The 26,566-nt window shown below is 41.2% G+C and carries 29 protein-coding genes, 1 tRNA gene and 1 pseudogene; 29 read left to right on the forward strand and 2 right to left on the reverse strand.

All coding sequences use genetic code 11. The annotated features are described in order from the left end of the window. Positions 1-4: 4 nt before the first annotated feature. From buk to RBH76_02080, 28 genes and pseudogenes are all read left to right on the forward strand, one after another. The gene (gene buk / locus RBH76_01945; protein WMJ84209.1) at positions 5-1,090 is read left to right on the forward strand and encodes a butyrate kinase; all 1,086 of its coding nucleotides are present in this window, start codon (positions 5-7) and stop codon (positions 1,088-1,090) included. 21 nt (positions 1,091-1,111) lie between these two features. Next, positions 1,112-1,552, forward strand: a complete 441-nt coding sequence (locus RBH76_01950) for a hypothetical protein (protein WMJ84210.1) — start codon at positions 1,112-1,114, stop codon at positions 1,550-1,552. A gap of 39 nt (positions 1,553-1,591) precedes the next feature. Further along, positions 1,592-1,936: an Hpt domain-containing protein gene (locus RBH76_01955; GenBank protein WMJ84211.1), complete on the forward strand. Its 345-nt coding sequence runs from the start codon at positions 1,592-1,594 to the stop codon at positions 1,934-1,936. 230 nt (positions 1,937-2,166) lie between these two features. Beyond that, positions 2,167-2,985 carry an ABC transporter substrate-binding protein gene (locus RBH76_01960; GenBank protein WMJ84212.1) on the forward strand — a complete coding sequence of 273 codons (819 nt, stop codon included), beginning with the start codon at positions 2,167-2,169 and terminating at the stop codon, positions 2,983-2,985. A gap of 130 nt (positions 2,986-3,115) precedes the next feature. After that, positions 3,116-3,721, forward strand: coding sequence for an amino acid ABC transporter permease (locus RBH76_01965; protein ID WMJ85184.1), 606 nt, complete (start codon positions 3,116-3,118; stop codon positions 3,719-3,721). Between the two features lie 20 nt (positions 3,722-3,741). Further along, positions 3,742-4,464 carry an amino acid ABC transporter ATP-binding protein gene (locus RBH76_01970; GenBank protein ID WMJ84213.1) on the forward strand — a complete coding sequence of 241 codons (723 nt, stop codon included), beginning with the start codon at positions 3,742-3,744 and terminating at the stop codon, positions 4,462-4,464. Positions 4,465-4,697: 233 nt separating this feature from the next. Beyond that, positions 4,698-4,789 (forward strand) — tRNA-Ser (locus RBH76_01975). An 826-nt stretch (positions 4,790-5,615) separates the two neighbouring features. Beyond that, positions 5,616-5,978 (forward strand): hypothetical protein, encoded by a 363-nt coding sequence (locus RBH76_01980; GenBank protein WMJ84214.1) that lies wholly within the window; start codon positions 5,616-5,618, stop codon positions 5,976-5,978. Then, positions 5,975-6,487, forward strand: a complete 513-nt coding sequence (locus tag RBH76_01985; GenBank protein WMJ84215.1) for a DUF1643 domain-containing protein — start codon at positions 5,975-5,977, stop codon at positions 6,485-6,487. The genes RBH76_01980 and RBH76_01985 overlap by 4 nt, the downstream gene beginning before the upstream one ends. 108 nt (positions 6,488-6,595) lie before the next feature. Then, positions 6,596-6,886 carry a Mor transcription activator family protein gene (locus RBH76_01990; protein ID WMJ84216.1) on the forward strand — a complete coding sequence of 97 codons (291 nt, stop codon included), beginning with the start codon at positions 6,596-6,598 and terminating at the stop codon, positions 6,884-6,886. Continuing rightward, the gene (locus RBH76_01995; protein WMJ84217.1) at positions 6,879-7,247 is read left to right on the forward strand and encodes a hypothetical protein; all 369 of its coding nucleotides are present in this window, start codon (positions 6,879-6,881) and stop codon (positions 7,245-7,247) included. Before RBH76_01990 ends, RBH76_01995 begins: the two co-directional genes overlap by 8 nt. 685 nt (positions 7,248-7,932) lie before the next feature. Next, positions 7,933-8,103, forward strand: a complete 171-nt coding sequence (locus tag RBH76_02000; protein WMJ84218.1) for a hypothetical protein — start codon at positions 7,933-7,935, stop codon at positions 8,101-8,103. A 24-nt stretch (positions 8,104-8,127) separates the two neighbouring features. Then, positions 8,128-8,765 (forward strand): annotated as a pseudogene (locus RBH76_02005) (DUF927 domain-containing protein). 480 nt (positions 8,766-9,245) lie between these two features. Further along, positions 9,246-9,593, forward strand: coding sequence for a hypothetical protein (locus RBH76_02010; GenBank protein WMJ85185.1), 348 nt, complete (start codon positions 9,246-9,248; stop codon positions 9,591-9,593). A 266-nt stretch (positions 9,594-9,859) separates the two neighbouring features. Next, positions 9,860-10,060, forward strand: a complete 201-nt coding sequence (locus RBH76_02015) for a hypothetical protein (protein WMJ84219.1) — start codon at positions 9,860-9,862, stop codon at positions 10,058-10,060. A gap of 74 nt (positions 10,061-10,134) precedes the next feature. After that, on the forward strand, positions 10,135-11,274 hold the full coding sequence (locus tag RBH76_02020; GenBank protein WMJ84220.1) for a tyrosine-type recombinase/integrase: 1,140 nt from the start codon (positions 10,135-10,137) through the stop codon (positions 11,272-11,274). Between the two features lie 172 nt (positions 11,275-11,446). Then, the gene (locus RBH76_02025) at positions 11,447-11,764 is read left to right on the forward strand and encodes a pyrimidine/purine nucleoside phosphorylase (GenBank protein ID WMJ84221.1); all 318 of its coding nucleotides are present in this window, start codon (positions 11,447-11,449) and stop codon (positions 11,762-11,764) included. 284 nt (positions 11,765-12,048) lie between these two features. Then, entirely contained in the window at positions 12,049-12,678 is a 630-nt protein-coding gene (locus RBH76_02030) for a hypothetical protein (protein WMJ84222.1), read from the forward strand. A gap of 28 nt (positions 12,679-12,706) precedes the next feature. Further along, entirely contained in the window at positions 12,707-13,327 is a 621-nt protein-coding gene (locus RBH76_02035; protein ID WMJ84223.1) for a sugar transferase, read from the forward strand. Beyond that, the gene (locus RBH76_02040) at positions 13,324-14,205 is read left to right on the forward strand and encodes an NAD-dependent epimerase/dehydratase family protein (GenBank protein WMJ84224.1); all 882 of its coding nucleotides are present in this window, start codon (positions 13,324-13,326) and stop codon (positions 14,203-14,205) included. The genes RBH76_02035 and RBH76_02040 overlap by 4 nt, the downstream gene beginning before the upstream one ends. Further along, complete coding sequence (locus RBH76_02045; protein WMJ84225.1) at positions 14,198-15,031, forward strand: glycosyltransferase family 2 protein; 834 nt, start codon at positions 14,198-14,200, stop codon at positions 15,029-15,031. The genes RBH76_02040 and RBH76_02045 overlap by 8 nt, the downstream gene beginning before the upstream one ends. A 187-nt stretch (positions 15,032-15,218) precedes the next feature. Beyond that, positions 15,219-16,316: a glycosyltransferase gene (locus tag RBH76_02050; protein WMJ84226.1), complete on the forward strand. Its 1,098-nt coding sequence runs from the start codon at positions 15,219-15,221 to the stop codon at positions 16,314-16,316. A gap of 40 nt (positions 16,317-16,356) precedes the next feature. Next, positions 16,357-17,004 (forward strand): DUF1919 domain-containing protein, encoded by a 648-nt coding sequence (locus RBH76_02055; protein ID WMJ84227.1) that lies wholly within the window; start codon positions 16,357-16,359, stop codon positions 17,002-17,004. Positions 17,005-17,022: 18 nt separating this feature from the next. After that, the gene (locus RBH76_02060) at positions 17,023-18,144 is read left to right on the forward strand and encodes a glycosyltransferase (GenBank protein ID WMJ84228.1); all 1,122 of its coding nucleotides are present in this window, start codon (positions 17,023-17,025) and stop codon (positions 18,142-18,144) included. A 29-nt stretch (positions 18,145-18,173) separates the two neighbouring features. Further along, complete coding sequence (locus RBH76_02065; protein WMJ84229.1) at positions 18,174-19,436, forward strand: O-antigen ligase family protein; 1,263 nt, start codon at positions 18,174-18,176, stop codon at positions 19,434-19,436. Positions 19,437-19,448: 12 nt separating this feature from the next. Further along, positions 19,449-20,321, forward strand: coding sequence for a polysaccharide pyruvyl transferase family protein (locus RBH76_02070; protein ID WMJ84230.1), 873 nt, complete (start codon positions 19,449-19,451; stop codon positions 20,319-20,321). Further along, complete coding sequence (locus RBH76_02075) at positions 20,318-21,616, forward strand: oligosaccharide flippase family protein (GenBank protein ID WMJ84231.1); 1,299 nt, start codon at positions 20,318-20,320, stop codon at positions 21,614-21,616. Before RBH76_02070 ends, RBH76_02075 begins: the two co-directional genes overlap by 4 nt. Before the next feature lie 526 nt (positions 21,617-22,142). Then, on the forward strand, positions 22,143-23,327 hold the full coding sequence (locus RBH76_02080) for a nucleotide sugar dehydrogenase (GenBank protein WMJ84232.1): 1,185 nt from the start codon (positions 22,143-22,145) through the stop codon (positions 23,325-23,327). 298 nt (positions 23,328-23,625) lie between these two features. Here the strand turns inward: RBH76_02080 and RBH76_02085 are convergent, their stop codons facing one another. Next, a complete protein-coding gene (locus tag RBH76_02085) occupies positions 23,626-24,564 on the reverse strand; it encodes an agmatinase (protein WMJ84233.1) in 939 nt (312 codons plus the stop codon). A gap of 177 nt (positions 24,565-24,741) precedes the next feature. On the opposite strand from RBH76_02085, the gene RBH76_02090 reads away from it, so the two are divergent. Next, entirely contained in the window at positions 24,742-25,173 is a 432-nt protein-coding gene (locus RBH76_02090) for an Lrp/AsnC family transcriptional regulator (GenBank protein ID WMJ84234.1), read from the forward strand. Positions 25,174-25,315: 142 nt separating this feature from the next. Here RBH76_02090 and hutI read toward each other — a convergent pair whose 3' ends face one another. Then, complete coding sequence (gene hutI / locus RBH76_02095) at positions 25,316-26,563, reverse strand: imidazolonepropionase (protein WMJ84235.1); 1,248 nt, start codon at positions 26,561-26,563, stop codon at positions 25,316-25,318. Positions 26,564-26,566: the final 3 nt, after the last annotated feature.

A 26,566-nucleotide genomic window follows, 5' to 3' on the forward strand; every position in this document is an offset into this window, starting at 1 on the left:
TAAAATGCGGTATAAAATTCTGGTCATCAATCCGGGTTCCACGTCCACCAAAATTGCCGTCTATGAAGATGAGCATGAGGTGTGGTCGCGCAGCATTTTGCATTCCACTGAAGATCTTTTAAATTATCATAGGCTATTCGACCAGCTGATCATGCGCTATGAAAAGATTGTGGACACCATCACTATCCATGATATTCCTATGACTGACCTGTCCGCTGTGGTGGGACGGGGTGGCCTGTTGCCACCGGTAAAATCCGGCGCTTATTTGGTCAACCACGATATGTTGGTACAGCTTGAGGAAGCACCGGTGTTGGAGCACGCGGCAAATCTCGGTGCGCCGCTAGCTTTTCGTGTGGCGGAACAATTGGGCGTACCAGCGTATATTTACGACCCTGTTACAGTCGATGAGATGATTGATGTCGTGCGCATCACAGGGCGAAAAAGCATCAAGCGATTTGGAAAGGGGCATAACCTGAACATGCGCGCTGCCGCTCTGCGCTACGCCCGAGAAAACGGACTGGACTACCAACATCTTAACCTCGTGGTGACCCATCTGGGTGGGGGAATTACCTCATCGCTGCACAGCAAAGGGCGCATCATCGATATGATCTCGGACGATGAGGGCGCTTTTTCGCCCGAGCGTGCCGGCAGCTTGCCGGCGCAAAAGCTGATTGGCGAGTGTATGCAAGGCGACACTACCTACAAGGAAATGATGCGTAAGGTTCAACGTCAGGGTGGCCTGATGGATCATCTTGTCACGACTGACCTGCGCGAGGTTGAGCACCGCATTCTGGAAGGGGACGAATACGCCAAACTGGTTTATGACGCTATGGCACTCAATGTCTCAAAGGATATCGCAAGGCTGAGTACGGTGGTCAACGGTCATGTGGATGCCATTATTTTGACCGGTGGCATCGCATATTCGCGCTCCTTCACCGCTGAAATAACTGAGCGGGTTAAATGGATTGCGCCCGTTAAGATTCTGGCAGGGGAAAACGAAATGGAAGCGTTGGCCCACGGAGCGCTACGGGTACTGCGGGGCGAGGAGCAGGCTAGAACCTACATTTTTCAGCCATTGGAAGATTGCTGAAACCGATAGGGAGGAAAGAAGATGTTTATTAAGCAATTGAGCGTTATTATTGAGAACAAAAAAGGCACTTTGGCCGACTGGGCCACGCTGATGGCCGAAAATAATGTTGATTTAATTGCGTCTACGCTTGTCGATACCGGCGAAACGGGCACGCTGCGCGCAGTGGTCAGCGATCCAGACACCGCTTTAGAACTGTTGCGCAAGGCGCATTATGCTGTTACTGTCACCGATGTGCTTGCTATCCCGCTTTTTGACCACCCCGGTTCGCTGGCTGAAATTCTAGAGCTGTTGCGCGCGAATAATATTTGCGTGGAATATCTTTATTCGTTCATGCGGCAGCTTGAGGGCGACGGGGTCGTGGTTCTGCGTGCTAATCTTCCAGGCGCTGCCCGCGCGTTGTTTGAGGCACACGATATCCCGATGATATCTGAGGCGCAGCTTGCAGCTAAAAAAACAAAATAGCATCGTATCGCAGAGATTTAAAGAAAAGGGTGATCGGCATTGAATTGTCTTATGGATATTCTTCGGGAACAAGGCGCAGACATAGATGGTATTATGGAACGCTTTCTAGGGGATGAGGCATTTTATACCGATTGCTTTAAAGAGTTTATGCAGGATGAGAAATTTGTTGCGCTAGGAAAGGCAATTGAGGCGAAAAGCTATAAGCAAGCCTATGAGTATGCGCATGCATTGAAAGGTGTGGCAGGAAATTTAGGACTGATACCTTTATATCGTCCCGTGAGCGACATTGTTAATGCGCTCAGGGCAGAGAAATATGATAACTTAGAGAATCTTTATTGCAATTTTGTTGTTTGTTGGGATGTTATTATTGCTACACTAGAATAAGGTATACGCGAGATACCACGTTTAGGAACTATATTTTTATGTGGTGCGGACAAAAGCGCTAAAAAGCGTGATTGTCCGCACTTTTTGATATGCCTGTTACTATAAAATATTTTTGTAAGAATAATTTTTACATTAATTGACAAACTGACAACTTATAATATATAATAAGTTGTCAGTTGTTTTCTGAAGCTTCGCCTAAAATAAACATGTAGACAGAAAAGAGGTATGTAATGAAATTATTTAAGAGAGCAAGCACATCAATAATCGCCATCCTTCTGTTATCAATTTTACTTGCCGCCTGCGGTGGTAGCGGTACTGCTGTAAATGCGGCAAAGGATAAAGACAGCCTTCAGCGGGTCAAAGACACTGGAAAGCTCACAGTGGTTGGTAGCGGTGGATACCCTCCATTTAACTTTTTTGATGATAATGGTAAGGTGGTTGGATTTGATGTTGACGTCGGGCAAGCCATTGCAGAGCGGATGGGGGTTGAGCTCAATTATGTTACAAGCGATTGGGATGGCCTTGTGGAAGGACTAAGAAATAAACGCTATGACGGAATACTAGGTAGTATGGCAATTACCGAGGATCGACTTAAGGTTGTAGCCTTCTCCGATCCATATTATTACTCCGGTGCACAGCTTGTAGTGCGTAGCGATTCTGGAATTACTGATTCTCCCCAGATGAAAGGTAAGACGATTGGCGTGACCACCGGAACCAACTACGTGGACGATGCTAAAGAGTTAGGTGCCGAGGTTAGTCTTTATCAAGATGATAACGCCACTCTGATGGAGCTGATCAACGGCAGAATTGACGGCATTATAACCGACAGGCTTGTGGCACTTAAGGCAATGGAAGAAATGAGTGGCGGCAGTGACCTTGTGCTGGCCGGTAAAATTTTGCGACTTGAGGAAATGGGTATTGCTATTAACAAGGATGATACGACCCTATTGGCAGCGGTCAATGAGATACTCGAAGAAATGCGCGAGGACGGCACCCTGTCAGAAATTAGTAATAAATGGCATAACGGGGTGGATATTACAGTAGAATAGTGATCTGTCTAGCAAAAAAACATGAGGAACCTGCGTACACGGATCCTTTTCGAAAAGAGGTATTTTAATGACTGTATGGGATTTTTCCATTATACCAACATACTTTGTATCCTTTGTGCCGTTTGCATGGATGACAGTGCAGATTACGGTTTTGGGACTGTTGATTGGTCTTGGCCTAGGCCTTATCTTTGCCCTACTTAGAATCTCTAAGTTTAAATTATTGAACAACCCAGCAAAATTCTACATTTGGATTATCAGAGGGACGCCATTGCTATTACAGCTTCTGATTTTATATTTTGGCTTTACCAATATAATCCTGCTCGATAAACTGCCGGCGGCCGCATTGGCACTGGGGGTACATAATGGCGCATATATTGCGGAGATTTTCAGGGGTGCCATTCAATCTGTCGATAGGGGGCAGCGTGAGGCGGGACTTTCGCTTGGTATGACCTACAGGCGGATGATGAGGCGCATCATTCTACCCCAGGCTTTTAAGAGAGCTGTCCCACCTCTGGGCAACCAGTTTATTATTGCGCTTAAGGATTCATCTCTCGCCAGTTCGATTTCGGTACCGGAGCTTCTGCTTCATGCTCGTCAGTTGGGTTCTTCAAATTTTCATTATATGGAAATGTTATCGATTGCTGCAATTTATTACTTGACCATGACCACGATACTGACATTTTTGGTTCATGTAATAGAAAGACGCCTGCGCGTCAGCGACGCCCGGACCGTTTAACTATGAAAAGAGGTGGTCTTATGATAATAATACAAAATTTGTGTAAGTGGTATGGGGGACACAAGGTCCTAAATGACATAAACCTTACAGTGGAACAAGGTGAGGTTGTGGTTATTATAGGAGCGAGCGGTTCAGGTAAAAGCACACTGCTGCGCTGTATTAATTTTCTTGAAAAACCGCAAAAAGGAACGATTAATATTGCTGGCAAAGAAATCAGTAGCAAAACGAAAAAACTTCATCTTGTACGACGCGATGTGGGCATGGTATTCCAACATTTTAATCTATTCCCCCATATGACGGTAATGCAAAATGTAATTGAGGGTTTGACGCAGGTTAAAGGGAAGAATTATAGCGAAGCGGTAAAAATAGGCGAAAAGATGCTCGATAAGGTCGGTCTGCTTGAAAGGGCAGATTTTTATCCTTCAATGATTTCGGGTGGGCAAAAGCAGCGTGTGGCTATTGCACGTGCATTGGCTATGAATCCTAAAATTATGCTTTTTGATGAGCCGACATCAGCGCTTGATCCCGAATTGGTGGGCGACGTCCTACTGGTTATGAAAAAGCTAGCATCCGACGGCATGACGATGATTGTTGTCACCCATGAAATGGGCTTTGCGCGCGAAGTGGCAGACAGAATCATCTATATGGATGAAGGACGAATCGTAGAAGAAGGCTCGGCTGTCAATATCTATAATAATCCCCAAAATGAGCGGACAAAAGAATTCCTAAGCCGTATTTTATAGCGGTTATTAAAAATAGCTAAACTACATAGCGGACAATATCGGAATGTGTAAACAACACAAGGCCGCTTGCATGCTAAAAAGGGCATGCGGGCGGTTGTTTGTGCAATTACTACTTTATTACATGGAAACGTCTGTGCAGGTTCAATATTTTATATGTGGCATATTTTATTAAAATGATCTTGACAAATTTCGATTTACCCTCTATAATATGCAAGTACCTGTGAAACGGTCTTGGAGAGATGGCTGAGCTGGTCTAAGGCGCACGACTGGAAATCGTGTGTCGGCTAATACCCGACCGAGGGTTCGAATCCCTCTCTCTCCGCCAAAGAAACCGCATGAACATAACGTTTGTGCGGTTTTTTCTTATGCCCAAAACCAATTCGGAACATATATAATCTCATGCCCAAAAAGCAAAAAAGACGCCGATTTGTCGCCTCAATAGCTGAAAATATCTAAAAACAACCGTAAACAACGCGTACTAATTGAAAATTAGTATCATACTATGATGGGTTTATTACGTAGATATGCGTTGATTATCACACAATTAATATAGCTCTGAAGTGTCAATTATGGGCGGCGGAAGAACCGCCGCCCACTAGAGAATAACATAATAGTATAATAAGGGCGCTTACAGCTTGACCGCTGTAAGCGCCCGAAACGTTTCTAAAAGCCTCTTAAATATATATTATTCTATAAATAATTTTGAGGAGGCTTAAAATTGGATGAAAGCACAATCACCGCGATCATGGCGACATATGTCCGGTTGAATCGTCACCCTCTAATAATCCAGCTTATGCCAATGCCACATTAAAAATAATTTCTGCCATTCATGAGTTGGAAGACGTCATTCCGTCCGACAAGCATTATCTATTGGAGCAGTTGCAGGAGTGGTATAGTGAGCAAAACATGATAGAGCTTGAAGCCGCCTTTGAACAGGGGTTCCGGCTTGGGGCTCAATTAATGATGGCAATACAGGAAAGCGATATCTCTGTCGAAATTATTGCAGGGGAAAAAGATGGGAGATGATTTAATAAACTATAAACAGTACTATTGCTGTTTATAAAAATTGCGCTGGCGTTTACAGCTTTATGGCTGCAAACGCCAGCGCCGTTTTCATATTACCCGATAACTATAAAAAATGAGGTGGTAAAATGATTGAAGTCCAAACATGGTCGGATGCTCTAGAATTGGAAAAGCAGATCGATAATGATTTGTATATTTATATTACAGCACGCTTTCGCACTCTTCATCAGAGCTATTGCGCCTCCGAAAAAATCTGCCGGTCGCTTTCAGAATTCAGCTTGGCAGATTACGGCGCAATAGTTCTGGTTCAATCGTACGAAGAGCTTAAGCCTCTGATAATTGAAACAGCATGGATACAGTCTTTAAAGGACTATGATCTCTTCGTTGCATTGGTACCGGTCAATAACAGCACTTGTAAAGAATATTTAATTCCACACGCGCTCATGACGCCAAAGCAAATAGGAGCATTTAAAGAGGAGTACTGTTTATGATTATCCAAAAGGCTTCGATTAAAAATGAGGCTATTTATTCTGATGATAAGACGCACTTATATCTAATACGCAGGGTGTGGGAGGCTAATCAGCCGTCAGCAGCAATTATTATGCTGTCACCGTCATCCGTTGCCAACGTCATTGCGACTGATATGAGCGGTATGTATATACTCCAGAATTGTTGTAAGCTGGGGATTGGTTCGGTGTCTATCATGAATCTGTATTCTCAACTTAAAGGCGGTATTTACGGCACAAACGGTGAGAACGATCTCATTATTAATAAGTCATGCAAAGACTGCGATAAGATCATTTTAGCCTATGGTACCGGTTGCCAGACTAAACAGGTGGTAAAGCGGATAGGGGAGCTCTATCTGCTTCTAAAACCCTATGCCCAAAAGCTTTATCAAATTGCTTCCGAGGATGGCGTCGGATATCATCCTCTTGGCGCGGCTGTGCGCCATCGGTGGATATTAAAGCCCTTTACACTTCCGCAGGACAATGCCGGTTAGATCATGCTCCAATAGCCAATGGAATTTTCTAAGAAAAAGTTCAGGCAACTGGACGCAAGAAAGTTCAATGCGAAGGCGCTATAATCACACCATTGGGAGGGGATGGTAATGGCTGAGGAGTTAATTGCGGAACAGTTGAACGGCTTCTATCGAGATATTGCGTCGGACATGGACGTGGAAATTGCTGTCCAGATGTATGAGCATTATAAGGGTTTACAGGTTGTTTTTCCTACAAAGCTGCTGGACAGCAAGTTTATACAAACTCAGATTCTAAAGGAGTATGATGGCAAAAATTATAAACATATCGCTTTAAAGTACGGTTATAGCGAAAGGTGGGTGCGGAAAATCATTAAGAGTAGGACAATAAAAATGAATGAGGAGGATTTAAAGTATGTTTAGCGACCCTGCATATCTGAGTAAAACAATCACCGTCAATAATCCGGCTGCCCTTAACGACGCACTTGATAGCGAATATGGCGCTGTAGTCGCCGTTGGGGATGCCGCACAAAGTCTTCGGGAATCCATTAAAAAATATGCTGGTAACCGAAAGCTTTCAAAATTGAGCAATATGGTGTTTCTTTTGACGCCGTTTAATCCACTGCTTTTTATTTCGCTGGGGATTATCGGCAAGTTCCTGACAAGCGATAAGGTGAGCAAATACCGTGTGAATATTGGGGGAACAGACTTCGTTCTTCTAATACATAAACAAGCGGCACTCACCGAAAGCCAGAAAAAGGAGCTTGAAGCATTGGCACATTGAGCGGATGCATACAAAATAATAATAAAATGACCCGATAAAGCAGAGATCATCGCTTTGTCGGGTCGTTATAATTAGTGGAGGGAAATTCATGAACGTCTATTTGATCGGTTTCTTTGGCACGTTAATTATTCTGTGTTGCTTTGATTATTGTCTGAGCAAGGCGTTTTAAAAAAGGGGGACTGTGAATGAACGAAAAGCTACTGGATCTTTTTGTGGCTGGGGTATCGCTGGCACTCACTGTTTATCAAACAGCGCTGGCTACCGTTAAGGAACAGGCCAACAAACATAAGATATAATTATATATGTGTGTGCCAACGGGCGGGAATCACGTGGTTTTTGGAAAATCCACAGGTTCAACCTGATCTTTCTCGCCCCGGCACCTTCGTGTAATCGTCCCGAATCCCCGTGACACTAAAAAATTTTTGTGCACTTTTTTTATCAATTATCGATTTTTTGAATGTGGAAAGAGATTTCAATATTCGTCATGCCCAAAATGACAGGAATCTGCGTAAAAAACTGCGAACTTTGAGCGGTAGGATAAAAATGGCGGATTTTTAAAGCATCGCCGTAAAAGCGCGTTTTTCGATGTCCCTTGTTCAATTCACTAAAAATGAAAAAATGGCTTGATAATCAGGAAAATATGGTATAAAATCTCCTTGCTACCTTTAAAGGAGGTTTTATATATATGAAAACTAATGAAATTAACCCAGCAGATTACCCGTATTATCCCTATTACCCATATCCTGAAAATGGGTTGGTCTACCGTTACGTAAAGAAAAAAGATACAGATGAGCAATCCTGGCTGCCGCTGTGCAGATATGTGGAAGTAAGTAAGAAGTTGGTTAACTTGCATTAGGACACTGAGCTTTTGGAGTTGACGATGCAAACGAACGACCCGAATCGCCTTAAGAAGATTGTTATCAGCCGAGGTGACTTGACAGCCAAACGCTATGATGTTTTGGCTGATAAGGGCGTGGACATCACAGACAAAAATTATAAGGACGTGTTGGCGTACCTCTTGAAGACGGAAAAAGATGCGCCGGTGGACTATCGACATGAAAAATTGGGGTGGGATTTAGAGAATCAGAACCATTACATATTTTATCACCACAAGTTGCTCGGTGAGGGTGTACCAAGCAATCATACCGATGCCACTGCGCTTGCACCTACTGGTACGTTGTCGGCTTGGGTCAACATGGTGAAGGAAGAGGTTCTTGGGCAGACCGCGATGGAGCTCGTTTTGGCGGCAGGCTTTTCAGCTATGCTGGTGCCAAGGCTTCAGGAGGTCAGTAGCCACAAAGCTTTATTTATCCATATGGTCGGTAATTCAAGTGTTGGAAAAACCACGGCAGAGAAGCTGGCGCTATCCGCATTCGCCCACCCTGAGTGCGAACGTCTATTCAAACAATGGGTTAATACGAAGAATGCACTCTTTGGAGCACTGATGGAAATTTCGGGTTTCCAATTGTGATTGATGAGAGCGAAGAGTCTAATCTATCCGATTTCACTGGCACGATTTACAACATCAGCCAGGGCAAGGGCAAAGAGCGTGCTAAACCTGACGGAGGGGTAAGGCGCGCCGGTAGATGGAACTGCACATTAATATCATCGGGTGAGTCGAAATTGCCTCGCAATAACAATGTTGGCTTATCGTTTCGCCTGATCGAAATCTGCGACGCTACTTTTACCCGCTCGGCAGAAAATTCTCATAGAATTAAGCGTGTGATTCAGAAAAACTATGGACATCCTTCGATTGAGATGGCAGAGTACCTGCTTGCATTACCCGATGATGCACTGTTTGCAGACTATGACGCTTGTAAAGAACAGCTGTTGGGGATAATACCCTCGAACCATTATGCCGCAAGGGCCGTAAATGTGCTGGCAATCATTGTTCTTGCAGCTCATTATGCCAATCACGTATTAGCTCTTGGGCTTAATATTGCGGCTATCGAGGAGATGCTTGCTAAACTAGATTCTCAGCAGAAACGGGACATCGGTATGGAGGCGCTTGAAATGCTGTACCAATACACGGTAACTCATAACAGCCAGTTTCAAGATTCAAAAGGTAATAACTATAATCCAATGTATACTACAAATGCGATTGGTACTTATAAGTCTATTGGAGACAATGTCGAAATTGCGGTTTTGAAATCTGAGTTGCCCAAAATACTCAGCCAAGCCAACTTCAGCAGCACTGAGGTGATTCTGTCATCATGGAAGCAGTCGGGCATTTTAGATTGTGAGCGGGATCGTTACACTCGTACCAGAAAAATCAATAATTTGAAGGTTCCAATGTATGTTGTCAAGTTTAAACAAACTCTTTTTATGAGTGAAAATTGTGCATAATACTGAAAATAATGTCTGAAAAGCCTACCATCACGTTTCTAAAAAGGCATTTGAGGCAATTGCGAGAGCATTTTCCGATTACGCGCCTATGGGTTAGTACGACATTTGCAAAAAGCCTTGGTGCCTCATAAATGACAGCATATAGCAAAAATCCGCTATGCAAATGCAACAAAAAACATCAATGGGAGAAATTTGCCAATGTTTTATTTGCATGATATTATAGCGCAAAAGGGTAACCACCCTAATTAATTTAAGGAGCGTACGATATGAATTGTTCGCATGAAAATAGAAAGCTAGAAGACCTACCTGAAATCTTAACCGCACGAATGATCGCTGACTACCTTGATATCGGATATACCAAGGCGCTGCATCTAATCCAATATGAGGGCATTCAGCACCTTAAGCTGGGTTCGACCTACCGCGTTCCCAAGCAGCACTTTGTGAAGTGGCTTGGACTTGAAAGCTGAAATGGTCGCTTATGGAAGAGGAAAGCCCGGTGTTTTGCCGGGCTATGTTTTTCAATCGAAAGGAAGAGATAATTATGACAGGTCACGTTAGGAAACGCAAAACTAAAAATGGCACATCTTGGCAGGTTGTTCTGGATAAGGGTGTCGATGTTAACGGAAAGCGCATAAGAGAATACATCACTGTAAAGGGCAACAAAGGGCAGGCGCAAGATGAGCTTGCCAAGAGAATTTCGGAATACAACAGCGGCAGCTACATAGCACCGTCGAAAATGACGGTACAAATGCTCATTGACCAATGGCTTACGGTCTATGCCGTGCCACAACTAGCGCCCAGCACAGTTCGCGGTTATAAAGTAAACTTTGATAAACATACAATTCCCTATATCGGACATATCTTGGTTCAGAAGCTGACCGGCATAGAGATACAGCACATGTATACGCAGTTGTCACAAATCGGATTATCACCACGCAGTGTTCGCTACGTTCACACAACCTTGCGCGAAGTACTGCAATATGCCTACAAGACACGACTGATATCCCTTAATCCAGCTGATTTTGTGAGTGCGCCAAAGCAGGGAAAATATAAAGCCGAGGTCTACAACACCGATGAGGTGGCTAAATTACTCAGTTGCGCCAAAGGGACTGATATGGAAATACCTCTCATGGTTGATTTAGAGACTGGCTTGAGACGTGGTGAGCTATTAGCGTTAAAATGGTCAGATATCAACTGGGACGAACAAACGATAACTATATACCGCAATCTGGTGTGCATCAATGGTGAGCATAAATTTGGTAGTCCTAAGACGAAATCGGGCAACCGTAAGTTGTTGTTATCGGAATCATTGATTGAGAAGTTAAGACAACACCGAGTCAGACAGAATAAGATTAGGCTGCAATTAGGTTCAACATACAAAAATAATGACTTGATCTGTTGTCGGGATGACGGCAGCCCTTATCACACTGGTAGCTTTTCTCACAAATTTGCCAACTTTTTGAAAAAACATGGGCTGAAACACATTCGACTGCATGACATTAGGCATACCAATGCAACGATGATGCTGGAGAATGGCATTCCCGCAAAGATTGCCTCTGAACGGCTAGGGCATTCCGGCATTGCAATCACATTGGACACCTATTCTCATGTTTCACCCAAAATGCAAAAGGATGCTGTTGAAAAACTTTCAGGCGAGATATTCCTACCGGAAGCGGAATAATTAACGAACGAGCCACCCATATACACATAATCTCTACACAGCTAAATGCTTGTAAAGATTATGTTTTTTCTTTTATAGGGGTTTTTTACGACGTTTGATGCTGAAAAATAATGATTGCTATATTGCTGTAGTATGTGGTAGTATCGTAAAAATAACTTCCGGGGGTATTATCATGGATCAATTTCAGAATGCCACAATTGTTAAAAGAGCAAATGTTTACTATGACGGCAAGGTGACCAGCCGAACCATTTATCTGGCTGACGGCACACGCAAAACGCTGGGCATCATTATGCCCGGTGAATACGAGTTTGGCACAGCGGCGAAAGAAAAGATGGAGGTATTAGCTGGAACGCTGAATGCTCTGCTCCCCGGTAGCGAAACATGGGTGGCCTATGGTGAAGGTCAAATGTTTGAGGTGCCAGCGAGCAGTAAATTCAAGGTCTCTACCGACATCGTGGTTGATTATTGCTGCTGTTATATTGAGGAATAATTGACTACCAACGTAATAGAGAACAATAAAAATTACGCTAAGGCCTAATGCAAAGCCATGGCGTAATTTTTTTGCTACTAGAGTGATAGATAAGAAAAAAGGGCTTGAATAGTAATTGTTTGTTGTTACTACAAGTTGCCCACCATTGACCATCAATCGACCACTATTATCAGTTGCAAATTTTATAAATACGTACACCATATTGACAATAGATGGAAATAATGCTAATATGAACAAGGTTTTAATAAACAATTGACTACTATTGACCACTTAAGGAGTGCTCCATGAAAACGGGTGCTAATATTCGACTAAGAAGCGACGGGCGCTTTGAAGCGCGGTACGAAAAAGGCAGAACTCCGGACGGCAAAATTGTGTATGGATATTGCTATGCCAAGACCCGTTCAGAGGCTGAAGAAAAGAAAAATAAAGCTCTAGCGACATTGTCAAAACAGTCCCATGCGAAGCAGATGAATCTGCTGATTTTAGGTGCAGGCGGTCAGGGGCAAGTGGTTAAAGAACTTGCGCAAGACGTCAGAGTGTTTAAGAAAATCGCTTTTTTGGACGATGATCCGCTCAATCCCCATACGATGGATACTTGCGATAACTGTTGGAAGTATTTAGATGAATACCCAATTGCGATCCCATCTGTTGGTAACAATGCACTACGCCAAAAGTGGATTGGAATGCTGGTGCAATATGGTTTTATTCTGCCGACGCTGATACATAGTACTGCAACTGTCTCCCCTAGTGCCGAGATCGGCTATGGTACGGTAGTGGAGGCGAAGGTTACGATTAGTGCAAACGCTAAAATCGGCGTGGGGTGCATTATCAGTAGCGGCGCAATCATCGAACGTAATGTAACAATACAAGATTGGACGCATATTGAATGCGGCAGAACAGTAAGAAAAGAATAATAGTCTGATACATTAGGGAGTAATTAATATGTCTTATATGCGGCTTAAACGTGTAATTGATATTCTGTTATCCTTATTGGGAATAGTTGTTTTAGCACCGGTATTTTTAGTTTTAGTTATTGCAATTAAGCTTGATTCGCCGGGGCCAATTCTTTTCAAGCAAACGAGAGTGGGTATACATAAAAGCCACTTTAATATTCTTAAATTCCGCACTATGCGTATTGATACGCCAAAAGATATGCCGACGCATTTGCTAGAAGATCCGGAACAGTGGATAACGAGAGTCGGTAAATTTCTGAGAAAAACAAGCTTAGATGAACTGCCGCAGATTTGGAATATCTTCATAGGCGAAATGAGCATTATTGGCCCCAGACCGGCACTTTGGAATCAATACGATTTGATTGAAGAGCGGGACAAATATGGTGCCAATGATGTCCCGGTAGGCTTGACTGGCTGGGCGCAAATTAATGGTAGAGACGAACTGCCGATAGAAGTCAAAGCTAGACTTGATGGTGAATACGTCGAACGGATGAGTATTGTGTTTGACTGCCGCTGTTTTATAGGTACGGTACTGGCTGTGCTTAAACACGATGGCGTTGTAGAGGGTGGGACAGGTGAATTGCGAAAAAGGGAGTCGGTTGTAAAATGAAACGTATTTTAATTACCGGCGCCAATAGCTATGTGGGAACTTCTTTTGAGAATTATGTTAAGCAGTGGCCGGATAAATATCAGGTTGATACTATTAGCATCCATGGCGATGGATGGCGCAAGAAGAATTTTAGTCAGTATGATTCAATTTTCCATGTAGCGGGTATTGCACACTCTGATACAGGACATGCATCGCAAGAGACAAGAGCAAGATACTATCGTGTTAATACTAATTTGACAATAGAGGTGGCTACAAAGGCTAAAAATGACGGCGCAAAACAGTTTATTTTTATGAGCAGCATTATAGTTTATGGTGATAGTGCACCTATAGGCAAGAATAAGGTTATCACTAAAGATACTGTTCCATGTCCATCTAATTTTTACGGTGACAGTAAATTACAGGCCGAAAATGGTATTTTGCCGCTAAATGATGAGCGATTTCATGTCGCAATTATTCGAGCGCCAATGATTTACGGTAAAGGTTGCAAAGGAAATTATCAGACGCTCGTAAAGGTTGCGTTGAAAATGCCGTTTTTTCCATATGTAAAGAATCAGCGTTCCATGCTGTATATTGAAAATCTCTGTGAGTTTGTCCGGCTGATGGTGACAAACAATGACCAAGGCCTTTTCTGGCCGCAGAATGCAGAGTACAGCAATACATCAGAGATGGTTAAAATGGTTGCCGAAGCGCACGGCAGGAAAATAAGACTTGCTAGGGGCACTGGTTGGATGTTGGAACTAGCAGGATGCTTTACTAGAATTATACATAAAGCCTTTGGTAGTATGAGTTATGTTATGACGATTAGCGAATATAGGATTAACTACAGAGAATATACACTATCCTCCTCTGTTAAGAAAATGGAGATTGATAATGGCTGATGTTACAATTTTGATATTGACAAAAAATGAAGAAGTAAATTTGCCGGATTGTCTAAAATCTTTAAACGGTTTTGCTACACGCGTAGTTGTGTTGGACAGCGGAAGTACAGACCGCACAACGCAAATTGCGAGGGAATGGGGAGCGGATGTATATATACATCCTTTTGAAAATTATGCAAGACAGTTTAACTGGGGATTGGACAACGTAAATATCACAACAAAATGGACTTTTCGTCTTGATGCCGACGAAAGGCTTACAATCGACCTCCGTAGCGAATTGGAGCAGCTAATGGCTGATCATTTTGATGATGATGTCAATGGTATAACCATGGAAGCGTGGTTATATTTTATGGATCGTAAAATCAAGCATGGGTGTCGCAATAAACGAAAGCTTATGCTTTTTAAAACAGGAATTGGTCGGATAGAGGACCGCAATATGGATGAGCATACTATACTAAGTAATGGCACGTCAGTATATGCAAAAAATAGGTTTATACATTATGATTTCAAAAATTTGACACACTGGATAGATAAAATGAACTGGTATGCAACTCGGGAAGTGCAAGATTATTACGAGTTTAAAAATGGAAAATCAGCGGAAATAATTGTTAAGGATGCAGCAATATCGAGTACAAGAAATAAGAAATTTGGGGTGTATTATCGCTTCCCCTTGTTTTTACGGTGTTGGCTTCTTTTTATATATAATTATATTTTCAAACTTGGCTTTTTGGATGGTAAGGAAGGCTTTATATACCACTATATGTATCATCAATGGTATCGAACGCTTGTAGATGCTAAAATTTATGAGCAACAGAACGTAAAGTGAATTCAAACTTCAAACTTCCCAAATAATGATCTAGATAATTTTAGTTTTTCGCGGCTTATAGATTGATTTATAAAAAGCTCACGATTTAAATGGAATTATGATTGGTAGAACAGATCAATAAATATTGAAGCTGCTGCGAGAGAAGCTCAATATAGATTTTTCTCTTGCTAATTTGGGAGATATTTAGATGAAAAAGATAAAGGTACTAATGAGCTCGACAAACTCCTATACCAAAAATGGCGTCACTAATGTAATGCTCAATTTATTCAGAAATATCGATAAAACAGATATTCGGATTGATTTTGTTGCAATTGAAGAACCGGATGATAATATACGATTGGAGATAGAAGCTGCCAAGAGCAAAATTACGGTTGTGCCGAGAAGTATCAGACACTTTATCAGATTTATTAGTAGGTTTTCCAAAGTTTGTAAGGGTTATGATATTGTTCATGTTCATGGTAATAGTGCAACAATTGCCTTGGAACTGTTTGCAGCAAAGAAAGCTGGGATAAAGACTAGGATTGCACACAGTCACAACAGCACGTGCAAATTCAAAAAATTAGATATACTGTGTAGAATTCCTTTCTATGCCTTATGCAATGGTTACCTTGCCTGTGGTCAGAAAGCAGGAGAATGGTTATTTGGCAAACGGGGATTCCAGGTCATCAACAACGGTATTGATACAGAGAAATTTGCATTTGACCAGAAGAAGCGTTATGTAATAAGGGATAAGTTGGGCTGGCATTCTAATAAAATAATCGGTCACGTAGGAAACTTTGTAGAGGCAAAAAATCATACTCTGATTTTAGACATATTTGCGGATGCATATCAAAAAGATAACAATTGCAGGTTGCTACTTTTGGGTGATGGAAGACTGAAACAGGATATTATGAAGAAAGCGCAAGCACTGAAAATTGCTGACATGGTGTGTTTTGTCGGGAATACAGATTATGTTGCAGATTATCTGTGTGCTATGGATTTAGTTCTTATGCCATCGCTTTTTGAAGGGCTTCCACTGGCGCTTGTTGAGGAACAGTCCAACGGACTCAAATGCATAGTGTCAGATGCCATAACAACGGATGTGGATTTAACGGGTAATCTTATTTTCATCCCGTTGTATGCAGAAATTGTGAAGTGGAGTAATGTAATACTGAATCTAGATATTGATATGGATCGCACCTTAGTCTCTAATAACGCAATAGCATTAATAAAGAAAAAAGGCTTTGATAGTCGTCAGTCTGCTTGTCAGCTTGAGAAATACTATCTTGAGCAAAATTTGTTATGATATGTGGCTTTGCCACAAAAGTTGTAGGAAAGGTGAAAATATGACTTTAGATGGGATTCTACTTGGGCTACGTAACAATTATGTAAAAGCTAGCAGCAATTATAGAAGAAAAAAACTAGATACGACAAATTTCACAATTATTTCCAACAATTGTTGGGGTGGAATTGTTTACGAATCATACGGATTGCCGAAACAGACTCCTACTGTAGGTATGTTCTTCATGGCAGAGGAATATTTAAAGTTTGTCTCAAACCTAAGACATTATGTGGAAGATTGTGAAATGATTTTTGTTGAACCAGATCAAGCTAGGCACAAGAATTATTACATGAATGATAAAAGGTTTGGATCATATCCAATTGCAAGATTGGATGATGTGGAGATTGCAATGCTACATTTTCATTCTCGAGAAGAGGCGGCTTTTAAGTGGAAAAGTCGCTGTGAGCGAATAAACTGGGAATCTATGCTCGTGAAAATGAATGACCAGAATGTCTGCAAAAAAGAACACGCAGAACAGTTTATGAAACTTCCATTTAAAAACAAGGTATTCTTTACTGTGAAAAAAGATTGGATAGACATCCATGGAATTACAGTCCTTAAATCTAAGAATACGAATTGCTGCGGTGTTCTTGATGAACCGTTTGGGGCTTCTACGATGTTTAATGTCAATAAGTTAATAAATAAGATATAAAGGTAAAGGATAATGCATATGAGGGGTGTTTATTTAACTACCTATGATATAACTAATCCATCTGATGGTGTTGCCAAGAAAATTGTTTCACAAATAAAGTGCTTTGAAAATGCGGGCTTTGATATGATTATTGTGGACGCCAATGATATTCCATCGGGGAATTATTATAAATTTAGAAAAATAATTTCAAAGTTTTTAGCTACTGCTTACGTAACAGGATGTTTATATGATTATTTAATTAACAATATTGATTTAAATACAGTGGACTTTATCTATATTCGCAAAGGCTATTGTGATATAAGACAGATTCATGCACTTAAAAAAATCAAGAGAATTAACCCGTCCATTAAAATATTAATGGAAATACCTACATATCCGTATGATCAAGAATTCGGTGGGCGGAGAAGATTTTTGGCGATTCCCAGAGATAAAAAGGCGAGAAAATATTTGTACAAATATCTAGATCGTATTGTTACATATTCAGTTGATCCAGTTATTTTTGGGATACCTACGTTGAGAATATCAAATGGAATAGATTATAAAAAAGTATCCTTAAAAAACACTAAGACGCATGACGGTATTAATATAATCGCAGTTGCATTATTTGATTATTGGCATGGCTATGACAGAATCCTAATGGGTATCGCAAATCAAAAAGATGTTGTTAAAACAAATGGTGTGGTATTTCATATGGTAGGAGAAGGAAGAGCTCTGACGAAATATAAAGAAATTGTAGAAGAAAATAGTCTTGAAGATAATGTGGTCTTTCATGGAAGGCTTTTTGGTGAAGCGCTAGAAACTATTTATGATGTGTGCGATATTGGGATAGATACATTAGCCAGGCACAGAGTTGGTGTTAATTATAACAGCACATTAAAAGGAAAGGAATACTGTGCAAAAGGTCTTCCAATTATTTCCGGAGTGATAACCGAGTTAGATGATATGAATTGTGACTACTATCATAGAGTTCCTGCAAATGATGACGCAGTTTTAATTGACGAGATTGTTGACTTTTATCACTGTATGTATGATGGTAAGGATGCTGCTCTGGTTGCAGAATCTATTAGGAAGCAATCTCAGCAAATCTTCCATTTTCCTAATACTTTTGCATCAATTGTAGAATATATAAAAAAGAAATAAAATGATAAATTTCAATTTAGAGGTATTAAATGACAAATACGGCAGAATTAAAAATTAGAAATTATAAAACGACTTATGATTCAGATGCAATTGCACTCCTTGGCTGTATGTTTTTATTTTACTCAGGATCATATTCGATTAAAGTAATTTTGTCAGGAATCGGATTAGAAGCTGTTACAAATTTTGGCTCATTATTTTTTTATATATTGTGGTTTTATAATTTGGTGAAAATTTCAATACAAAATAAATTTATTATAAAGAAGATAGTTTTTTTTGAACTCTTATATATCGGTATTTTGATGATAAATAAAGCGACATTTCCATATACAGAGCAATATTACATTGAATATCATATGTTTCTTAGACAAATTGTTTTAGTGTTTCTACCATGTGGGGTGGTTCTATCACAGGTAAAGACGTTTGAAGACACATTTGGGATATTAAGAAAATATGCTTGGATAGGTAGTTTGCTTATGCTGACTGCTTTTCCATTAGGGTATATGAATTATTGGGGAGAACAATATTGGGGAGTGCAGTTGTCTCCACTCACAATTATAATATTCGAAAATTATATAAAAAATAAGAGGAAAAGTGATTTTGCTTTATTAGCAATTAGCTTAGTTATGATATTAGCAGGTGGTAGACAATCATTTATTGTTATTTCAGCATCCTGCCTGATGCTTTACTTATATGATAATCGAAAAAAGTCTACTAAAATACTTCTTTTAATTTCGTTAGGTGTTATTGTTTCAATCATTTTAGTATCAGACTTTTACATTGCCATATTCAAGTGTATGCTCGAAATACTTCAATCATTGGGGCTGGAAAAGATGAGAGCACTTGAATACTTAGCAAATGGTAATCTGTTTAGTACATTAACCAGAAATTATATATACGAGTCTGCAATTGTATCTATCGCTGCAAATGGAACTAAGGTCTCTGGATTATTTGCCGACAGATATTATATAAGGCAGTTTGGCAGGTGGATAGCTTATCCACATAATCTTTTTCTTGAGTTATGGATGGATTTTGGAACAGTATGGGGGACGGTTCTGGCTGTGATATTGATGGCCAAAGCAATTGAGAATCTATTTATAGGAGGGGAAGGCCGCAAACGCCTTTATATTGCATTGAGTATACTTTCGTTATTTAGGCTGATGGTTTCAAACAGTTTTATGATAGAGGGGTATTTTTACGTTTTGTTAGGGTTCTTGTTCGGTAAAGGTACAGGATTGAGATTTAAGAATCCTAATAAACAAAAACATATAGTATCAGTTTACAATAGAAGATAGGGAGGCAGCAACATGTTACCAATCAAATTGGCATACAGCAAAATTCAGAATGCTGGGGACTTACTGAATGAGTATCTATTTGACAGGGTTTTTCAAGTCCCTATTGTTAAAAGTACAAATATTTGGGAGACAGAATTAACAGGGATAGGAAGTTTTTTAGAGATACTATTCATTAATTATGATTGGAACGGAAATAACTTAAGGACGATAATAAAAAAACCATTTATGTACAAAAACAGCAGTGAATGCTGTGTGACATGGGGGACTGGTTTTATTCATGATTATGGAAAAAAATTAAAGGGATTGGCTAGGAATAATGTTCAATTGATGGCATTACGTGGTCAGAAGAGCAAAGAACTCATTGAAAAAACTCTAAACTGCAACATATCTCCTGTATTGGGTGACGCTGGAATACTAACACCAATGTTACTTGATGGAATTGTGTATAAAAAGTATAAAGTAGGTATAATCCCACATTATCGTGAAAGTGAATGTTGTGAATTAAAGTATGTACTAGAGCGATACCCCAATATTCATATTATTGATATGCGTAGAGATGTCCTTGATGTCGTTAGGGAAATCGCAGAATGTGAAATCATCCTATCCAGTAGTTTGCATGGACTGATCATTGCAGATGCTTTTCGTATTCCAAATCAACGTATTTATTTTACTGATGCGCCTATGGGCTCCGGTTTTAAATTTGACGACTATTATTCTGCTCATGGTGTTGAATGTCCTCCTTGTAAAGTAAAGTCGTTTGAAGATGTCCCGTCAATTAATCATATTATTGATAGATATCAGATTACAGATGATATGGTAAAGGCAATGCAAAACGATATGTATGATTGTTTAATGAAGTATTTAAATACTAGAAGTCAGAGATGAGAACATATATGTCTGGTGTTTGGAATCGAATCAAAAGAATGGCTCAAAAAGCAGATGCAAAACATATTGTGATGCTTTCTGTTGGAGTACTTAGTGGACAGATTATTAGTATGCTGATAAGTCCCATAACCACGAGATTATATGCTCCTGAAACATTTGGTGATTTATCATTAATTGTATCATTAGCGACTATGTTCGTCCCGATCGCAACTCTACAATATCATATTTCTATTGTGAATTCTAAAGACCAAGATGAGTATGCTTTGTGTAAGCTTACATTTTTGTTAGTTATTTTGACATCAGTTATTTTTTTGATAGGGTTAATTTTCTTTCTTCATTTCAAATCTGAGAAATACAAATCGGTTGGCAATCTAATATACATTGCTGTTTTTTGGTTTATGATGTCAGGATTAGTGGCTATTGTAGAATCATACAATAACAGACATAATGAGTATGGGCTTATGGCGAAAATTACCTTAAGGCGATCGATAGTGTCTAACCTTGTAAAAGTAGTGCTTGGTTTATTTCATTCTAGCATCTTAGGATTGTTAGTTGGGCAAACATTGGGATACATTGCAGGCATAAAAAGGCAATCACAATCAATAGTACGACATATGGGTTATATTTTAGCGATAGATATAAAAAGAGTTGTCGAAGTGGCAAAGATTTATAAAGCGCAACCATTTTATGCTCTCCCAGGCATATTCATTTTACAGTTTTCATATTCGACACTTGTGCTCATAATTAATACGATATTTTCATCTCGAGAAGGTGGATTCTTCTCACTTTCAGTGACTATTTTAGGGATCCCACTTTCCTTAGTAAGCAATAATGTGTCAAGAGTTTTTTTTAAAAATGCTTCAGCAGAGTACGACAATACCGGAGCATTTCGTTCTACTTTGCGTAGTACCGCCATTTTACTAGTAGCGATATCATCGCTTGGATTTACATTGCTATGGTTTATTGCGGAACCTGCATTTTCATTAATCTATGGTAATGCGTGGATACGAAGTGGAACATTTGTGAAAATTCTTATTCCAATGTATGCAGCGCGTTTTGTTGTTAATGGAATGATGCATGGTTTTGTTATTGCAAATAAACAGCGACTCAAGACAATGCTGCAAAGTTTATTCATTGTTGCTATCCTTGTTGGATATAATCTCGCTTCAAAGAACGTTCTTGATATCGAAGAATTTCTATGCTTTATAAACTGGACTTACTTTGGACTATATATATTACTTTTTATTGCTCTTTGGAAACAGAGTGGGTTAGAAAGTAAAGGCCAGAAAACTTAACTAATATCTTATGCTACCTACATGCGGCAGAGTACATGATTTATGCTCCAGTTTTTAGATAGATTAATTATACACCAAGGGTCTATATTCTACTGAAGGTAGACAATTCTTTAAACTATATAAGATCGTCAAGAAATATAATGTGCTGCTAGTATACTTAAAATACATTATGCAAGGACACTCGGCAGGCTTAGTGAAACGATAGGCATTTTTAATTATGAAAATTATAAATGGGATCATTATTACCGGTAACATGGCAACAACCATCCAGAAATCTGCTAAATTTAGTGGATGCTCGCTCTGCAGCAAGAGCTGATCTGAGCAAGTATGCTGGCATCAGATTATGATTTGGAAGCACATAAAAACCGGTTCCGATGCAACTTGGGAGATGAGCTAATTACATGCGCTGACACATCAGCGCAGAACGTGATTTTTGTTTAAACTCAGTATGCCTTTATGCGATGGGTAAAAAATGTTTACCCAATGGTGTAAGAGAATATTATATGGGAAAAAGGAGTGCGATTACATGAATATCGCAGTTGCAGGCACTGGATATGTCGGCCTTTCGATGGCTGTTTTGTTATCACAATATAATGCTGTCAAAGCAGTTGACATTATTCCGGCAAAAGTAGCACTTATAAACGAAAAAATGTCTCCTATTGTGGACGAAGACATAGAAGTATTTCTGACCACCAAAATACTGGATTTGGTTGCTACGATCGACGGGGACTCTGCCTATGCAGATGCTGAATACGTAATTATTGCAGCGCCAACAAACTATGATCCTGTAAAGAACTATTTTGATACTACATCGGTCGAGAGCGTTATTCAACAGGTTATTAAGGTCAACCCCGATGCTGTTATGATTATCAAATCGACAGTGCCCGTTGGTTTTACAGAGCATGTTCGTACAAAATATTGCTGTGACAATATTCTTTTCAGCCCAGAATTTCTACGCGAAGGACATGCCCTATATGACAATCTTTATCCAAGCCGAATTATTGTCGGCACACCTATTGGAAATGCACGTTTACAAAAAGCAGCACAGACCTTTGCAAACCTATTAAAGCAAGGCGCATTAAAAGAGAATATTCCTACGCTATACGTGAATCCAACTGAGGCAGAAGCGATTAAGCTGTTTTCTAATACATACCTAGCGTTGCGCGTAGCTTATTTCAATGAGTTGGACACATATGCTGAAACCAAGGGGCTGAATACAAAAGCAATCATAGAGGGTGTTTGCCTTGATCCACGCATAGGAGATCAATATAACAACCCATCCTTTGGCTATGGCGGCTATTGCTTGCCTAAAGATACCAAACAGCTTCGCGCCAATTATGAAGATGTTCCACAGAATCTGATCGGTGCGATAGTAGACGCAAACACAACTCGTAAAGACTTTATTGCAGACCAGATTATTGCACATAATCCTAAGATCGTCGGTGTTTATCGATTGACCATGAAAGCGAATTCTGATAACTTCCGTCAGTCCTCTATACAAGGCGTCATGAAGCGCATTAAGGCGAAGGGAATAGAAGTGGTCATCTATGAGCCGTCTATGTCGGAGGACTGTTTCTTCAATAGCCGTGTTATCCGAGATCTAGAGGAATTTAAATCTATAAGTGACGTAATTATAGCAAACCGATATCACGAAGATATAGCGGATGTATTGGACAAAGTCTACACCAGAGACTTATATTTCCGCGATTAGACTAAGAACGATAATTAGCCATTCTGCCGCCACAATACCGACGACTAAGTCGACCTGATACACACTAACTAAAAACAGATGCAAAACAGGGGATTATTACCCATCATTGTTTAATACCAACTAAAAATATCCAAGCATAACTAAAAGCGTCCTCACGCTTCTGGAAATCGTGTATTGCAATCTAAACCGTTTACACCGTCGATTGAATGATCCCCCTTTGCTGTTGTGCAGTTGGCAGGACCGCGCTCCTAGTGTATATAATAAAGCCGCGTGTTGATTCGCACGCGGCTTTGCCTTATCATATTTTAATCTGTGTTTCAATCTGGGTCATGATATGTAACAGGGTTAAAGCACCCAAACGCACGGTGCTGCCGGAAGGGTCATAAGCAGGGGAGACCTCCACCAGATCGGCAGCGACAATGCGGCCTTTTTGTGCAATGCCGCAAATGATATCACATACCTGATCAAACAACAACCCGCCCGGATAGGGAGAGGCGACGCCGGGCGCAATAGAGATATCAAATCCGTCAATGTCCACGGTAATATAATAATTTTTTGCTTCTGGTATTTTGGCTAAGATACCTGCGACACCGATAGTATGTGCCTCTCGGGCCGAAATCAAAACGCTACCATAGGCTTTTGCGGTTTCAAAATCCGCTTTTTTGCTGCTGCCAATACCGCGCAGGCCAATTTGCGCCATTGGCCCGATGTGAGGCATTTCGGACATGCGACGCATTGGACTACCATTGCCGTATTTTAACTGCCCTACGTGGTCAGCCCAGTCGAGGTGAGCGTCTATCTGCACCACGCAAATTTCTTCGCCGATCGCTTCAAGCGCTTTACCCACTGGCGCACTGATAGAATGGTCGCCACCGATGACAATCGGCACAGCACCGCGGTGTAAGATAGCCTTGACGCTTTCCACTACTGCGTCAAAGGTGTGTTGTGGGTCGGCATGTAAAATGTCTGCATCTCCACAGTCCACAATTTTAAGGGGTGCGGCAAGGCGTACACAATCGCTTTCAAAATCGTAGAAGCCTGCGTCGCCACGTCCATACTGGGTGGAGGCTTCACGAATTCGGCGGGGCGCAAGCCGCGCGCCACTCATATATCCGACAGCAAAATCAACCGGTACGCCTAAAACGGCGATATCTGCGTCAAGCTGTGATAAATCGGTGCAGATTGGGTATTTTCCGAAAGAACAGATGCCTGTTATAGGCAGATTCAGATGTTCCATATGATCATCTCCTGTAATCCTATTTTGTGGTTTGCTCAGATTTTGTGTTCATTATAGCCTGATCCGCGTGAACTGTACATGGAATCTGTTTTGTGCTATAATCCTTTCGATTAACAATATTTAAAACAATCAGGCTTTAGCTTTACAAAATGCTACCGTTACAGAAGGAGCCCGCATATGGATCGGACAGACATCAAAATCATGAATATTTTGCAGCAGGATTGTAAGACGACCACGCGCGAAATTGGTAAGCAGGTTGGCCTGACTGCACCCGCCGTTTCAGAACGCATTTTGCGCCTGCGCGAGTCTGGGGCTATTCAGGCATTTCGGGCAAAGCTAGATGTCAATATGATAGGTAAAAAACTTTCGGCTTATATTATGATCAATGTACCACCGGAAACCTATACTAAATTCTGCACTTTTGCTGAAGAAAATCCGGCCATTGTTGAGCATCATCACATCATTGGTGTCAATAATGCTTTGCTTCGTATTCAGGTTGCCGATTCTACAGAGCTAGAGCAACAGCTAAGTGAAATACGGAAATTTGGTATGTCTCAGACTTCTATTTTATTAAACACCTATTTTGATCAGAAGCCGCTGGATACTTAATTGTTCTATCTGCGCCCAAAAGATTAAAACCGCCCGTCGCCGAGATTATTTTCGGGGGCGGGTGTTTCAGTTCTTCTAATATGAGGAAAACGGGCCCGCTATAAATAGCAAGCCCGTTTTCCATTTTTATAGGGGAGAGTGATTATCGAGTCAATACGATTTCGCCGTTTTTCATGACGGTTTCGACCAGATTGATGGTGGTGTGATAGGGAAGAAAGTGAACCGACGGATATTTCAAAAAGATGATATCCGCCTGTTTGCCTGGCTCTATACTGCCGACTCGGTCGGCGCGGCCAACAGCTGCAGCACCATTAATGGTCAACGCGGTAATCACTTCTTCTATGGACAGATGCATGTAAATGCAGGCCAGTGCAATCAGTAGGGGAATGGAATTAGTAAAGCAGCTACCAGGATTCAAATCGCTGGCAATAGCGACCGCCATGCCGTCGTCGATCATCTTGCGGGCACGTGCGAAATCTTCCTTGAGACAGAACGCGGTGGCGGGCAGCATGGTGCCGATAACGCCAGCCTTGGCCATGTCATAAATGCCTTTGTCGGACGCTTGTAGCAGATGGTCGGCAGAAATCGCGCCAACCTCGGCGGCCAGTTCGGCGCCGCCAAGCTGCACCATTTCGTCGGCATGGATTTTAAGCTTAAAGCCCATCGCCTTGGCGGCATTGAGGTAATAACGCGAATCCTCAATGGAGAAAACGTTCTTTTCAGTGAAGATATCCGCAAACTCCGCGAGATTTTCAGCCTTTACAACGGGGGCAACATCACGCAGTAGCATATCGAGAAAGTCCCGCTCGCGCCCTTTGTATTCTGGCAGTACACTGTGTGGACCCATAAAGGTGGGTACAATGTCCACAGGCTGCATGCTATCCAGCGCTTTCATAGCGCGCAGTTGCTTGAGCTCGGTCTCCTTATCCAAACCATAGCCGCTTTTGCCTTCTACGGTGGTCACACCGAATTCCAGCATCCGTGTCAGACGGTCGCGACCGGCCTCAACAAGCTCTTCCAGTGTGGCCGCACGGGTTTTTCCGACGGTGGCATTGATGCCGCCGCCGCGCTCCATGATAGACATATAGCTGTCACCGCGCAGCCGCCATGAAAATTCATCGGCGCGATAGCCACCGAAAACAAAATGCGTATGCGAATCGACAAAACCAGGCAGAACGGTTTTTCCGGTGGCGTCTATGATTTCGCAGCCGGTATTTCCACACTCTTTTATCAGCTCTTCGGTCGTTCCGACAGCTTCAATTTTATCGCCGCTGATCAGAACTGCGCCATCTCGAATCAGGCCGATATCCGACATTTTGATGCCATGCTTTGGCGCGCTGCCAGCGCAGGTAACCAGTTCTGCGGCGTGACAAATTAATTTTTTGCTCATGGC

It is taken from the genome of Oscillospiraceae bacterium MB24-C1 (assembly GCA_030913685.1).
Lineage (GTDB): Bacteria > Bacillota > Clostridia > Oscillospirales > Ruminococcaceae > Yanshouia.